Here is a 13,985-nt window from a genome sequence, read left to right as displayed (position 1 = left end):
ACCGGTGCTCATCGGCATTCTGGCCAAGCAAAATTACATGAGTGCATGCCCGTCCTTGACGGAATGAAGGAGGGCAGCGAGAGCATCTGTGCAGAGAAACGGACGGTTAAAGACTGCACCTGATTTGACGGTTGGTAGAGCAAATCGTAGACTGTTGGTTAGTTACTCAAGTAACTAAGTAATAAACAGTAATGCAGATCCTAATTCGACGCCCCGAATCAAGGCAGACAAGGCGGTCAAACGATGGCGATCGAAATACCAGATGGTCGGCCCGTTTTCGTGAAGGTGGCAGACCGGTTGACCGAAGCCATAGCCGAGGGACTGGTCGCCGATGGTGAAAGGATTCCCAGCACCACGGAAATCTCGACCGCTTACCAGATCAACCCGGCAACCGTCCTCAAGGGGATGAACCTGCTGGTCGACCGGGGCCTTCTGGAGAAACGGCGGGGGCTGGGCATGTTTGTCACTGCCGGTGCTGGCCGGAGCGTTCGTGAGCGTCGCAGGAGGGAACTCCTGAACGGCAGGTTCCAGGATCTGGTCGAAGAAGCCAAGTCTCTGAACGTATCTCGTGAGGACCTGGACGCCATCATAGAAAGGGTCTACCAATGAGTCTGACAGTTTCCAAGGTGGACAAATCGTACGGAAAGCTGAAGGCCCTGGATGAGATCTCACTCTGCTTTGAGCCTGGCAATATATACGGACTTTTCGGGCGGAACGGAGCCGGCAAGTCCACCCTGTGCAATCTGATGACGGGTAGGACACTTCCTGACCAGGGGCTGGTCCACCTGGATGGAAGCGATCTGGTCAGCGACTCAAGAATCGCTCGCCGCGTGGCCTTGGTCAACGAAACCTGGCCCTATCCATCCCGACGACACATTAGACAAGCATTCGCCATGGCCGAGGGGTTTTATGGTGATTTCGACTGGCACTTGGCTGAGCGTATTCTTAAGAGCTTCGCATTGAGGCTGACTGACACTTTTGCTTCCCTCTCCATGGGGCAGCGTCAGGTAGTCAAGGACGTCATCGGACTCTGCCTGCCTGTGGAATACCTCATTCTGGATGAACCGACAACAGGAATGGATGCGGCGGCCAGGGAGAGGATCTACTCCTTCGTTCTGGAGGCCTATCAGCAGCGCGGACCGACCATGATCATCGCCACCCATATCATCAACGAGGTCAGCCAGCTCATCTCCCGCGCCACGATCATCGACCAGGGGCGGGTTCTGCGATCTTTCAGCGTGGATGATCTGTCAGCCCTGGGGACCACTGTCACTGGCCGTCCGCGTGACGTGGAGGGCTACCTTGCCCAGGGCGACCCACAGCTGCTGAGCAGGCAGCGCATCGGCGACCTGCTGCGCGTCAGCTTCGAGGGGCCAGTGTCCGACGAGCAGCCCAAGGGGCTTATTGTCGCCCCCATGGATCTGCAGACCTACTTCGTCCAGATAACGGAAGGAGCGGCACAATGAATAACACGCAAGTTGCGGGGGTAGTGCGGACGAAGACCAAGCTGGGGCCAGAAAGCCCCGACCTGGGTGCTGGACCAGCTGAAGGGTGGGCCCGAATCAAAAGTTTCCTGTCGCCTGCGGTGCAGACCCGGATGGCTCTGCGCGTACAGGTGATGCCGAGGCTGATCGTCTTTTTGATTTGGGCTCTCGTCCTCACTCTGGGTGTTATGGGGTTCATCCCCTTGAGCTCCGGGTTCACCGGTCTGTTCACCGAAATGGTGCTCATGGCCACCGCCTTCGTCTGCTCACTGACGACTTTCCGGCCCCTGATCTCCAACGCTGTGACTCGTTCTACAATCGCATGGACCCAGATCATCTCCAATGTGGTCATGGCCCTGGCGACAACCACTTTCATGATCGTGCTCGCGATTATCAGCAGCCTAGGCCAAATCGGATGGATGCCCTTTACAGAAAGTTACCAAAGGTTTCTCGTACAGGGCTGTTCGCCTTGGAGACTGACTCTTGATCCCTGGAGTGTGTCATGCTTTAACCAGTCGTATGCCCAGCAGCCGTTCCGTTGGCTGGCTCTGGCGCTGCATGTCTTTATGGTGCAGGTAGCCTTCGTTCTGCTTGGCCAGGTGCTGGGTGACCTGGCCGCCCGTCTTGATCGAAAAGGCAGATGTCTGCTGCTGGTAGGGCTGTTGATCTGTGTTGGTTTCTGGCATTCGATTTCCGGCTGGAATTTCTGGGGGTGGCAGCAAACGGCGGTTCAGATGATCAACCTTATGCGCGGCCATTGGATGTACAAGACCTTAAGCCCCTTCATGAATGTTGATTTATGGGGATACGTCACCGTGTATTTACTCTGGCCCCAAGTGGTCTTCACATTAGTCTTCTCCGCCATATGCATCCTGTTCAGCTACTGGCTCACCAGCCGTCGGCAGCTACCAGCTATCCAGGGGCTCAGCATTCTGGGTTAGTGGCAGGATAGCTAAGAATTCCAGCGACGATTGACCACATGGTCGTTCGCCCACTGCTTGACTCCTGCCGAGGCAATAGACTGGGGAATCATGGTGGACATCCAGGATGCAGGGCAGGCGCTGAAGCGGTATTTCGGATATGAGTCCTTTCGCCCGGGTCAGGAGGATTTGGTCAAGGCTATCCTGAACGGGCAGGACTGCCTGGGTGTTATGCCGACCGGAGCCGGCAAGTCAATCTGCTATCAGATTCCTGCCACCCTTCTGGACGGTCTGACCATCGTCATCTCTCCCTTGGTTTCCCTGATGAAGGACCAGGTGGACGGGCTTGAGGATGCCGGCATTCATGCTTCGTTCGTCAATTCCACCCAGGACATGGATGAGCAGTCCCTGGCTCTGGCTCAGGCTGCCCAGGGACGCAGCAAAATCCTCTACGTGGCTCCGGAACGGCTGGATGCCCCCAGATTCAGGGAGTTCGCCCAGCATACGAGGATCTCCCTGCTGGCTGTGGACGAAGCCCACTGCGTATCCCAGTGGGGTCAGGACTTCCGCCCTGCCTACTTGGGCATCGGCGATTTCATCAGATTCCTGCCCAACCGGCCCACGGTGGCAGCCTTCACCGCTACGGCGACCGAGAAGGTTCGACGTGACATCGTATACATGCTGGGCCTGGACGACCCTTATGTAGCGGTGACGGGTTTCGACAGGCCCAACCTCTTCTTCGACGTGATCAAGCTGGAGAGCAAATACAAAAATCGCTGGGTGGTCCAGTATGCCCTAAAGCATGGCGATGACTCAGGCATCGTCTACTGTGCCACTCGCAAGGAGACCGAGGCCCTGGCCGATGACCTGACCAAGGCCGGTGTAAGCGCTGTCAGCTACCACGCTGGGATGGATGCCCAGGACAGGGAGCAGGCGCAACGGGACTTCGTCAACGACAAGGTGCAGGTGGTTGTGGCCACCAACGCTTTCGGCATGGGCATCGACAAGTCCAACGTGCGCTATGTCATCCATCACAACATGCCTGAGAGCATCGAGGCCTACTACCAGGAGGCCGGCAGAGCTGGACGTGACGGCGAGCCCGCCCGCTGCTCGCTGCTGTGGAACGAGAGCGACATCGTCACCCGCAGGCGCCTCTTGGACATGGACAACGGCAACGACAGACTGACCGGTGAGCAGGCTGAAGCGGTCAGAGCCGAACACCGGCGTCTGCTCAATGTCATGATTGGCTACTGTCGAACCACGGGTTGCCTTCACCAGTACATGCTGCGGTACTTCGGCGAGGAGGTGGACCAGGCTGCCGCGGGCCTTTCTCCTGCCGAGGCCGACAAGGGCAAATCCGTCCCGGTCGGGCATCCCGACACGGGCAGCGGCGGCTGCCAGAACTGTTCCAACTGTCTGAGCACCTTCACGACCATCGACGTCAGCGATGTGGCCCGTGCCATCAGCAGGTGCGTGCATGATGTGAACCAGGGATTCGGCTCCGGCAAGATCGCGCAAATTCTCCGAGGTTCGCGCTCGCAGGACCTTCTTCGGCGAGGGTTGGATCGGTGCGCCAGCTACGGGGCTCTGGACCAGGTTCCAGAGGCGCGCATCCGCGACGTGCTCAACCAGATGGCCTCGGACGGGTATCTGTACATTACCGAAGGGCGGCTGCCCATGGTCCATTTCGGATCCAAGGCCGCGCAGACGGTCAGTCCGGACTTTCACTATGAAATCAAGCGGACGGAACGCCCACATGCCTCAGGCAAGGTCTTCGGCGGCGGGTCTTCTTCGACGGTCGACGATGACGGTCTCGATCAGGCCGGTGCAAGCGATGCCAACCCAGAAAATGAGGAACTTTTCCAGAAGCTGCGCGATCTGCGGACCAGCATAGCCCGCAAGATTGGCAAGCCTCCCTACATTGTCTTCTCCGACAAGGCACTGCGCGATATGTGCCGTCTTCGTCCGGCTGATGATGCAACCTTCTTGGCCGTCAATGGGGTGGGACAGCACAAGCTGGAGCAGTATGGACCACAATTCATGGGGGTCATCTCCGAGTTCTCGGCCAGAAGAGGGGTGGATGTGGCCAAGGGCACTTCCGGATCTGATAGGCGGGTCGGCCTACCATAGAATGTACATGACTTCATCGTGGCTGCCTTTCATACCCGGCGCCCGACAGGAAAGGAAATAACAATGGCTGACAAACCAATCGTAGAGAGCTTCCAGCTGGATCACACCAAGGTCAAGGCGCCCTACGTTCGTCTGATCGACGAGGAGAAGGGCCCTCAGGGAGACATCATCTCCAACTATGATCTGCGCCTGGTCCAGCCCAATCAGAACGCCATTCCCACTGCCGGGCTGCACACCATCGAGCACACCATCGCCGTGCTCCTGCGCGAGCGCATCCCCGGATACATCGACTGCTCGCCCTTCGGTTGCCGGACGGGCTTCCACCTGCTTGCCTGGGGCCGTCATTCGACCGAGGATGTGGCCAAGGCCCTGAAGGAGTCACTGGAATTCATCGCCGAAAAGGCCACCTGGGACGACGTGCCCGGCACCGAGATCACCTCATGCGGCAACTATCGCGACCATTCGCTCTTCTCGGCCAAGCAGTGGAGCCGCGACATCGTCGCTGCCGGCATCAGCTCCGATCCTTACGAGCGCAAGCTGGTCTGATCGTTGACAGAGAGGCTCAGGCTGAAGATGAAAGTTCGGCCTGGGCCTCTATCTTGTGTTAATCCATGGGTACGGTGGACTCGCGTTGAATCAGACGGCAGGGTACGTAGTCAATCCCATGGTGCGGCTGTCCTTTGATGGCATCCATGAGCTGCCGAGCGGCAATGCGGCCAATCAGCTCGGTGTTGTTGTCGATGCTAGTCAATGAAGGCCTGGAGGCGTTGACCAGCACATCCCAATTGTCGTGGCCTACTACCGCCACATCATCGGGAATCGACAGTCCCTGCTGCTTCAATGCATCGATGCAGCCCCTTGCCAGTTGGTCGCTTTGACAGACGACTGCATCAAAATCGACACCTTGGTCAAGCAATAGCCTGGTAGCTGCGCGTCCCCAATTCTCATTCCAGCGGCCATATCGAATTGGCCCAGCAGGTTCAAGGCCGAATTCTGCTAGCGCCTCAAGTGATCCCTTGGTCCGGTCTGTGGCTGCCGTAAAAGTTTCGTCGCCTCCAATGATGGCTATTTTGTTGCGTCCGCAGGAGATGAGCGAATTGACTGCGATTCGTCCGGCATCGACATTATCGCAGGTGACAGAAGCATCATTGGGATTGGTTGACGGTCCATATGCATAGACCAAAGGAACGCCTACGCTTCCCAAACTGGAACGGGGATTGGTCTCCCTTTGCACGATGAGCAGACCGTCCACATTCAGCGAAAGTAGTTTTTCAACATGGCTACGCTCCAGTGCTTCATCACCTCGGGCGTTCGCCAGCAAAACGGAGACGGAGCCAGCGCGCAACTCGTTTTCGGCCCCAATCAGGATAGGGGTTGAAAAACGGCCGGTCAGGTCGGACGTGACCAGGCCGATGATGCCGCTCTTGCCGCTAGCGAGGGATTGAGCCATCTTGTTTGGGCTGTAGTGCAGATGTTCTGCCGCTGCCCGAACTTTTTTTCTGGTCGCGGGACTTACCCTGGGCTGGTCATGAAGCGCTTTAGAAGCCGTCGACAGTGACACCTGAGCCATTTGTGCCACATCCGACAGCCTGACAGTCCGTGTTGTCTTCTCCATGTCCGACTCCAGTTCGCCAGTTTTCCGAGCAGTTCATTGTACCGTGTGTTAATCCTTATGCTAGTGCGGCCTTACGAGGATTTCAGTAGTCGCGAAAACTTGGAACGGATATTTTCGCATAAGTACATCGAAAAGTAGAAGAAAATACTCCACTGAGTTATAAACAATAGGTTTGTAACATGATGAGAAAGCGATTTTGCATTTTCGCTTATATCACATATGATGAAAGGGCTTTCGGCGTGGACCATTCGGTTGGATTCAAATGACACTCGTCGAATGCTAAGCGGAGTTTCCGCTGCCAGCTCTCAACGATGAGCGGGAACGTAGAGAAAGAAGCAGATATGATCTCGATGAAGAGCATCGTACGTACGACGACGGCCATAGCCGCTGCCGCCATGCTCCTGCCATTGGCCGCATGTGGAGGGGGATCGCAGTCCGGCGCGGTTTCCGACAAGATACCGGCCAAGGGGACGGACGACGGGGCGCAAATCACCCTGTGGACCAGATCGCCACTGGAGCGGCAGGCAAAAAATGTAGTTGGGGTGTACAACAAGTCCCATAAGAACAAGGTCAAGTTGGAGATCATTCCCAACGACGATATGGAAGGCAAGGTTGGCGGAGCCTCCCAGACTGGTTCGCTGCCGGATATTCTGGCGGGTGATGTGGTTCGTATTCCCTATTGGGCTTCTGAGGGCATCTTCAAGGACATCACCAAGCAGATCGATGCCCTGTCAAATAAAGCCGATCTACAACAGGGACACATCAAGGCTGGGACCGTGGATGGCAAGAAATACACACTGCCATTCATCACCGATGTATCGATCATGGTCTGGAACAAGGACCTTTACCAGCAGGCCGGTCTGGACCCGGAGAAAGGTCCGGCCAGCATAGAGGAATTCGCAAGTCAGGCCAAGAAGATCGCCGGTTTGAACAAGGACGGGGTCTCAGGATCATATCTGGCCGGTCAGTCAGGCGGGGCGCTGGCATTTGATCTTTTCCCGTCCTCATGGGCTGATGGTCATGAAGTGATGAATGACGACGGCAGCAAGGCTTCTCTGGACAACCCCTCTATGAAAGCCACCCTGGATGCATACCATCAGCTTGCTGAGACCACCAATGGCCTAGGAGCAGGCTCTAAGGAGGAGACAGGCGCGACTTGGACAGCCCCCTTCGCCAACGGAAAGGTCGGTGTGATGCCCTATCCCAACACCTCGGTGACCGCAGTCATTGAGGCGGAGAAGAAGGGCGGCTTCAAGGTTGGTGTGGCTCCTATACCCGGCACTAAGGAGGGCAAGACCGCCACTTTCCTCGGCGGGGATGCCATGGGGATCTCCAAGGACAGCAAGCATGTCGCTCAGGCTTGGAACTTCCTTTCCTGGCTGATGCAGGCGGATAGCCAGAAGCAGGTATTCGCCGACAAGGGTGACACCGCCTCCAACATCCGTACCCTGAAGACCGCTTATACCGACGCTGATCCGCGGGTACAGACCATCAATTCCGTCATTATCGATGGCCATGGTCAGACCCCCAAGTCTCCGGCCTTCAACGAGGCATTCAATGCCGCCGGGTCGCCCTGGCAGCTGCTAATTCAAAATGCCGTCTGGGGCAAGGGTAATTTGCAAGCCGACAATCAGGCAGTCAGCAAGGTCCTGTCCAAGGAGTGAATGGTCGTAAATAAGGATCTATCGGTTTTGCCAGAAAGGTTGCGGAGGAACCTCTCTGACGATAGCCGACGATCGGTATGACCAATGAAGGGGTGCAATATGTCAGGCAGCAGTGAGCAAGCAGTAACACGAAGACGAAGCAGGGTACGCGGAAGAAGAATGCGTCGAGGGATGATTTATGCTCTCCCGGATTGGCTGTTCATTATCGTCCTCTTCGTCGTTCCCATCGTCCTGCTGATCGTCATGGCGGGTTCTCGCTGGACCTTGATGGGTGGTAATCGGGGTTGGAATTTTCCGACGAATTTCATCAAGGTTCTGCACAATGAACTGCTTGGCCATGCCATCGGGTTCACATTGGAGTACACGGTCATAGTAACCGTTATTCTCCTGGTTCTCGGACTGGGATTGGCCTTGCTTGTGCAGGAGTCCAGTGCATGGAACAACGTGCTTAGGACCTGCTTCCTGCTGCCTAGCGCCACCGGACTGGCTTCAGCATCGTTGCTCTTCTATGCCTTGTATTCGCCTCAGGTGGGACCGGTCACGAAAATCCTGGCTCATCTGGGACTCATGGATGCCAATGGTTCTGTGCTGGCTACCGGGCAGAGTGCTCTTTGGGCCACCATCATCGTCATTGTCTGGCGGTTCTCGGGGTACTACATGCTACTCATGATGATAGGTCTGCAGTCCATTCCGGGTGATCTTTACGAAGCCGCGCGCATGGATGGGGCGGGTACTTGGCGGATTTTCAGGTCAATCACCCTTCCTTTGATGCGGCCGACCATCATCATGTGTTTGGTCTACTGCGTAACGGGGTCCATTCTTGCTTTCGATCAGTTCTTTATCCTGACCAAGGGTGGGCCCAACAACGCGACCATGACCGTAGTCGAGCTCATATACAACTTTGCCTTCGACTCCAAGAAAGACCTGGGCATGGCTGCAGCGCTCTCTTTGATTGTGCTGCTGGCCTTGGTCATCATCAATTCAATTCAAATGCGCGGTCTGCGCGACAATACCAAGTAAGGGGAATCATGACTACGCCCTTGTGGAAACGCTGTATAAGCAGGATTCTTCAGGCCCTGCTGGCTCTGGTCTTCGTTGCTCCCCTGATATGGGTGGTCATCTGCTCCTTCAGTCCGCAGACTGGATCGGCCCAGACGGACGGCTGGGGACCGGGCAATTATCTGACCTTGTTGCATTACCAGGATGGGTTGCCCACCTACCTGGCCAATTCGTTGGTAATCACCCTGGTTACAGTGGTGCTTTCCGTAATTGTCTGCACTATGGCCGGGTACTCCTTCTCCAGATTCGAATATCCAGGCCATGATCTGGGATTTATGGTAACGCTGTCCATTCTTATGGTGCCGTATGCATCCCTGCTGATACCGCTCATGGTTTGGTACAAGGATATCGGTCTGAACGATTCCCTGGTTGGCGTCGGTCTTGTCCTGACTCTTTTCCAACTTCCCATGAGCACTTTCATTATGCGGATAGCTTTTGACGCCATTCCCAAGGATATGGAGGAGGCGGCCATGGTGGACGGATGCAACAGCCTGCAGGCGCTGATCAAAATCCTGATGCCTGTGGTCAAACCTTCCATGGTGACCGTGGGGCTGCTGGCCTTCCTTGAAGCATGGAATAATTTCATGATTCCCCTCTACCTTGTCGGGTCCTCGCACGCCCCCCTGCCGTTGGCCTTGGTCAACATGCGTCAGCAGACCATGGGCGTCATTGACTACGGGGCTACAGAGGCCGGTGTGGTTGTGTTGCTCTTGCCTGCGGCAATCCTCTTCCTGGCGCTTCAAAAGTATTACGTCAAGGGATTCATGGCAGGCGCAGTCAAGGGCTGACGGTTCGTGTTGACGATCGTGGACAGAAGGAGAACGAATGAGAAAATCACAGTTGCGTGGGAAGCCACTGCCTAGTGAACCCCGAGTCAGGATTACATCAACTTTTTGGAAACAACGGCGGGAGCAGATTGCACGTGTGGTTTTGCCCTATCAGTGGCAGGTTCTCAATGATCAAGTTAATGTAAATGTGCCTGATGATCCAGCCGGCAATCAGGGTTCCGACCCACTCAGTCATGCCGTCAGCAATTTGCGCATTGCCGCTGGTGAGCAGGATGGAGAATTCAAAGGCATGGTCTTTCAGGATTCCGATGTCTACAAGTGGCTGGAGGAAGCCGCCTATGTACTGAAGTACCATCCGGATTCCCACCTGCAAGAGGTCTGCGATAGCACTGTGGACATTATTTCCCGGGCGCAGGCTCCAGACGGGTACCTGGTCACCGCTTTTCAGATTGGGACGGGTCCTTGGGCAGATCGCAGGCCTTTCACGCAGCTGCAGCAGTCCCATGAAACCTACAGCATGGGTCATTACATAGAAGCGGGAGTGGCCTATTACCAAGTCACCGGCAACAGGCAGGCACTGAATATAGCTTGTCGGATGGCTGATTGCATTGATGCGCATATAGGACCTGAAGAGGGGAAACTCCACGGAGCCGATGGTCATCCTGAAATCGAGCTTGCCCTCTGCAAGCTCTTTGAGGCCACTGGTGAAGAGCGGTATAAGCAATTGGCTGCCTATCTCATCGATGTTCGTGGGCGGGATCCACGTTTCTATGCAAAGCAACAAGAGAGCGCGCCAGGAGAGCAAATCGCACCGGATATGGCCGATTATCCTCTGGAGTACTTTCAGGCTGATCGTCCGGTTCGCCAGCAACAAACAGCTCATGGCCATGCAGTGAGGTTGATGTATTTATGCACGGGTATGGCTCATCTGGCTGCCATTACCCAAGATGCAGACTTGGAACGCGCAGTACGCCGACTATGGCGCAACTTGATCGACAAGCGTATGTATATCACCGGGAATATCGGGTCCACCCATGTTGGTGAGTCCCTTACCTACGATTATGACCTGCCTAATGACACTATGTACGGTGAAACCTGCGCATCGGTCGGGGCTACCATGCTGGCCGAGAGAATGCTTGCGTTGGATTCAGATGGTGAATACGGCGACATACTGGAGCGCGAGCTTTTCAACGGTGCCTTGGCAGGCATCAGTCTGGATGGACGTCAGTACTTCTATGTCAATCCCCTCCAGGTTGATCCTGAGGGCGTAGACAATCCAGATCGTCATCACGTTCTGGCGCATAGAGTGGACTGGTTTGGCTGCGCCTGCTGTCCCGCCAATATCGCCAGACTGATTGCCTCCGTGGATAGATATATTTATGCAAGGCCTGATGACTCCACGGTGCTCAGCCATCAGTTCATCGCCAATCAGGCTAGCTTTGACAATGGCCTTGAAGTTGTGGAATCCACGAATTTCCCATGGAGTGGGCTTGTTGACTACGACTTAGAAATGTCCACGGCTGCGCCTGGACCAGTTCGTTTCGGCATCAGAGTGCCCAGTTGGACGGCGGACTCATACAAGTTGACCCTTGACGGATACGAAGAATCGACAGAGCCTGACCGCGGATTCTTTTATGTGGATCTGGCACCGGGCCAAAAGAGCCATGTTCATCTGGAAATGGATATGTCCGTTAGGTTCATGAGAGCCAACTCGCGGGTTTCGTCGGATGCCGGATCCGTTGCGCTTATGCGAGGCCCTCTGGTTTATTGCGCCGAGTCGACTGATAACCCAGGGAAGCTTTGGCAGTACCGGATTCTTGTCGATCCCCAGAAAGTGAGTTCTGAATTCCACCAGGATCTGCTTGGCGGCGTCGACGTGCTGACCATACCAGCCATGCTTGATTCCGAGGATGGCCCTGATGATCCTCTCTACGTCCCCCTGTCGGATAAGCATGAGCGATCTGTAAACATGAAGTTGGTTCCTTACTATGCTTGGGCCAATAGGGAGACGGGAAGCATGAAAGTCTGGCTACGGAGCTAATAGAGCAAAGTTCTGAGTTTTTTATGAGGATCGCACAATAGCCCAAACTATTCCCCGATTCGCTCAATGCGTACTCACTTCGTGACAGCTTCCTGATGGATACACTCGTACTTCGGCAATCGCGGGGGCGGGTCTCGTCCCTGCCGCACCGGTCGAGAAAGAGGTAGCCACAGTGAGCAGGTACGCGATGGAGACTGCACGTTGGATCCGTCATGCCACCATGGACGACTTTGAGGCGATCATGCCTGTCTACGCCTACGCCAGAAAGCGGATGGCCGAGACCGGCAACCCCCGTCAGTGGGGGGACAAGTACCCCCTGCCCGAACGCATCCGCGAGGACATCGCCGGGGGCCACACCATGCTCTTGGTTGACGATGCGGCTGGCATGGATCAGATTCCTGACGATCCTGCCTACCCTGAACCTGAGTTGGACGAGCACAAGGGCAGCCACGAGCGCATCATCGGCGTTTTTGCCCTCTTCCATGACCCGGAACCTGATTATAAGGTCATTGACGGCAGCTGGCTGGACGACCGGCCCTATACCACCATCCATCGGGTGGCTGCCTCGGGACTGGGGCGTCATGCGGCCGGGGATCTGCTTGACTGGAGCATGCGCAGGTACGAGAACATCCGCGCCGACACGGGATTGAAGAACTACGCCATGCAGCACATCCTGGAGACTCATGGCTTCACACGCTGCGGCAACATCATCATGCCTGAGAACAAGGAGATCGAGAACGTGCGGGTGGCCTACCAGCGGCACGATCGTCCCCTTGACCTGGCTGAGCGTGAAAGGGCCGCCAGGCGCTTGGTCGCCGTCTGAGGGCGGAGGCCGACCGTCGCAGCGCCGTCGCACAATGGAGCCATGACATTGAGCGCAGCACCGGCATGGCGGTTCTCCGGGCCCGAGGGCCAGCGGCATTACGAGCAGGCTCTTCGGGCCTATCCTGGACAGATCATCGTGGACTTGCGGACCTTGAAGGCCAATATGGCCACCCTGGTGAAGCTGGTTCATTCCACGAACCCCGGTGCTGCAGTCATGGGTGTGGTCAAGGCCGATGCCTACGGCCACGGGCTCATCCCCGCCGCCCTAGCGGCACTGGCGGGCGGGGCAACTTGGCTGGGAACGGCACAGTCCAGCGAGGCCCTGCGTCTGCGTCGTGCAGGCATCGGCCCCGACCGTTGCCGGATTCTGTCCTGGATGTTCAATGGGGACCGCGCCCCCTTTGATCAGTTGATCCAGGCTGACATCGATCTGGGCATCGGTTCCCTGAAGACCATGGACATGGCAGCCCAGGCGGCAGATCGGGCCGGCAGACCTGCACGCGTCCATATCAAGGTGGACACCGGCTTTGGACGCAACGGCTTCACCCCTGAAACCTTCGGAGATGCCCTGCGCGAGCTCTCTCGCCTGGCCGCCAAGGGTTTGTTGGAGCCCGTGGGGCTTTTCAGCCATCTAGCAGTGGCCGACATGCCTGAGGTGGACGAGTTCGTGTCGTCCACTGACGAGCAAATCGCCCTCTTTGAGCAGTTCTCTGACAAGATGACGGCCGCAGGCTTGAAACCTGAGATCCGGCATCTGGCCAACACCGCCGCCACGCTCACCCGTCCTGGGATACGCTATGACCTGACCCGTCCGGGCATCGGCCTGTACGGATATGAGCCCGATCCCTCCATGGGGGTTTCGGCCGATTATGGTCTGCGTCCGGCCATGACCCTCCAGGCCCAGCTAGGCACCGTCAAGGATATGCCGGCCGGCCACGGCATCTCCTATGGGCGCACTTATCTGACGGAGAAACCCACCAGCACGGCCATCATGCCCTTGGGCTACGCCGACGGGATTCACCGGTCGGCTTCGGGCTTCGACCGCGAGGGCGCTACGGGCCGAGAGCACCTGGGCGGGCCTGTCCGTCTGATGACTCGTCAGGGGCCCAAGTTGGTTCGCGTCGCTGGCAGGGTCTGCATGGATCAGTGCGTACTTGACCTCAAGGGCATGGCTTCCGATCTGGGAGTGAGCGAAGGCGATACCGTTGTTCTCTTCGGTCCAGGCAGTGGAGAGGATCAGGCCGAGCCAACCGCTGACGACTGGGCACGGGCCGCCGACACCATCAGCTATGAGATCTTCACCTGTCTGCGCAGCCGGATTCCACGGCTCTACTTGGGCGTGCATGAGGTGATCGACCCTTCCGACCTGCACCTGATGGCCGCTGAATCCATTCTTTGAGACCACTATCACAGGTAGAACCTGGGCTTGGGGCCTTGTCAAGGGGCAATATAAGTGGTG

General features: G+C 56.6%; 12 protein-coding genes. 11 read left to right on the top strand and 1 reads right to left on the bottom strand.

Features of this window, described 5'->3' with window-relative positions; genetic code table 11:
• Positions 1 to 243 precede the first annotated feature (243 nt).
• The 5 genes from H3T92_RS01790 to H3T92_RS01770 all read left to right on the top strand — a co-directional run bounded on the left by H3T92_RS01790 (position 244) and on the right by H3T92_RS01770 (position 5,080).
• Positions 244 to 609, top strand: coding sequence for a GntR family transcriptional regulator (locus tag H3T92_RS01790; protein WP_198189303.1), 366 nt, complete (start codon positions 244 to 246; stop codon positions 607 to 609).
• The gene (locus H3T92_RS01785; protein ID WP_144085147.1) at positions 606 to 1,466 is read left to right on the top strand and encodes an ATP-binding cassette domain-containing protein; all 861 of its coding nucleotides are present in this window, start codon (positions 606 to 608) and stop codon (positions 1,464 to 1,466) included. Before H3T92_RS01790 ends, H3T92_RS01785 begins: the two co-directional genes overlap by 4 nt.
• Complete coding sequence (locus tag H3T92_RS01780) at positions 1,463 to 2,425, top strand: hypothetical protein (protein WP_198189302.1); 963 nt, start codon at positions 1,463 to 1,465, stop codon at positions 2,423 to 2,425. The genes H3T92_RS01785 and H3T92_RS01780 overlap by 4 nt, the downstream gene beginning before the upstream one ends.
• Positions 2,426 to 2,515: 90 nt before the next feature.
• Entirely contained in the window at positions 2,516 to 4,534 is a 2,019-nt protein-coding gene (locus H3T92_RS01775; RefSeq protein ID WP_232341873.1) for a RecQ family ATP-dependent DNA helicase, read from the top strand.
• 63 nt (positions 4,535 to 4,597) lie between these two features.
• Complete coding sequence (locus H3T92_RS01770; RefSeq protein WP_029678668.1) at positions 4,598 to 5,080, top strand: S-ribosylhomocysteine lyase; 483 nt, start codon at positions 4,598 to 4,600, stop codon at positions 5,078 to 5,080.
• Between the two features lie 58 nt (positions 5,081 to 5,138).
• On the opposite strand, the gene H3T92_RS01765 is transcribed toward H3T92_RS01770, so the two are convergent.
• On the bottom strand, positions 5,139 to 6,149 hold the full coding sequence (locus tag H3T92_RS01765; protein WP_198189301.1) for a LacI family DNA-binding transcriptional regulator: 1,011 nt from the start codon (positions 6,147 to 6,149) through the stop codon (positions 5,139 to 5,141).
• Positions 6,150 to 6,490: 341 nt separating this feature from the next.
• Between H3T92_RS01765 and H3T92_RS01760 the strand changes: the two genes are divergently transcribed.
• The 6 genes from H3T92_RS01760 (at position 6,491) to alr (ending at position 13,925) form a co-directional block, all read left to right on the top strand.
• On the top strand, positions 6,491 to 7,813 hold the full coding sequence (locus H3T92_RS01760) for an ABC transporter substrate-binding protein (RefSeq protein WP_198189300.1): 1,323 nt from the start codon (positions 6,491 to 6,493) through the stop codon (positions 7,811 to 7,813).
• A 99-nt stretch (positions 7,814 to 7,912) separates the two neighbouring features.
• Entirely contained in the window at positions 7,913 to 8,833 is a 921-nt protein-coding gene (locus tag H3T92_RS01755) for a carbohydrate ABC transporter permease (RefSeq protein WP_198189299.1), read from the top strand.
• Between the two features lie 8 nt (positions 8,834 to 8,841).
• Complete coding sequence (locus H3T92_RS01750) at positions 8,842 to 9,660, top strand: carbohydrate ABC transporter permease (protein ID WP_198189298.1); 819 nt, start codon at positions 8,842 to 8,844, stop codon at positions 9,658 to 9,660.
• Between the two features lie 37 nt (positions 9,661 to 9,697).
• Complete coding sequence (locus H3T92_RS01745) at positions 9,698 to 11,701, top strand: glycoside hydrolase family 127 protein (protein WP_198189297.1); 2,004 nt, start codon at positions 9,698 to 9,700, stop codon at positions 11,699 to 11,701.
• A 187-nt stretch (positions 11,702 to 11,888) separates the two neighbouring features.
• Positions 11,889 to 12,524, top strand: coding sequence for an N-acetyltransferase (locus tag H3T92_RS01740; protein ID WP_198189296.1), 636 nt, complete (start codon positions 11,889 to 11,891; stop codon positions 12,522 to 12,524).
• Positions 12,525 to 12,566: 42 nt separating this feature from the next.
• Positions 12,567 to 13,925, top strand: coding sequence for an alanine racemase (gene alr / locus H3T92_RS01735; protein WP_198189295.1), 1,359 nt, complete (start codon positions 12,567 to 12,569; stop codon positions 13,923 to 13,925).
• The last annotated feature ends 60 nt before the right edge of the window (positions 13,926 to 13,985 follow it).

Origin of the sequence: Bifidobacterium sp. W8112 (assembly GCF_016101425.1) — a bacterium.
Taxonomy (GTDB): domain Bacteria; phylum Actinomycetota; class Actinomycetes; order Actinomycetales; family Bifidobacteriaceae; genus Bombiscardovia; species Bombiscardovia apousia.
This window is presented reverse-complemented; position numbering and strand designations above follow the sequence as displayed.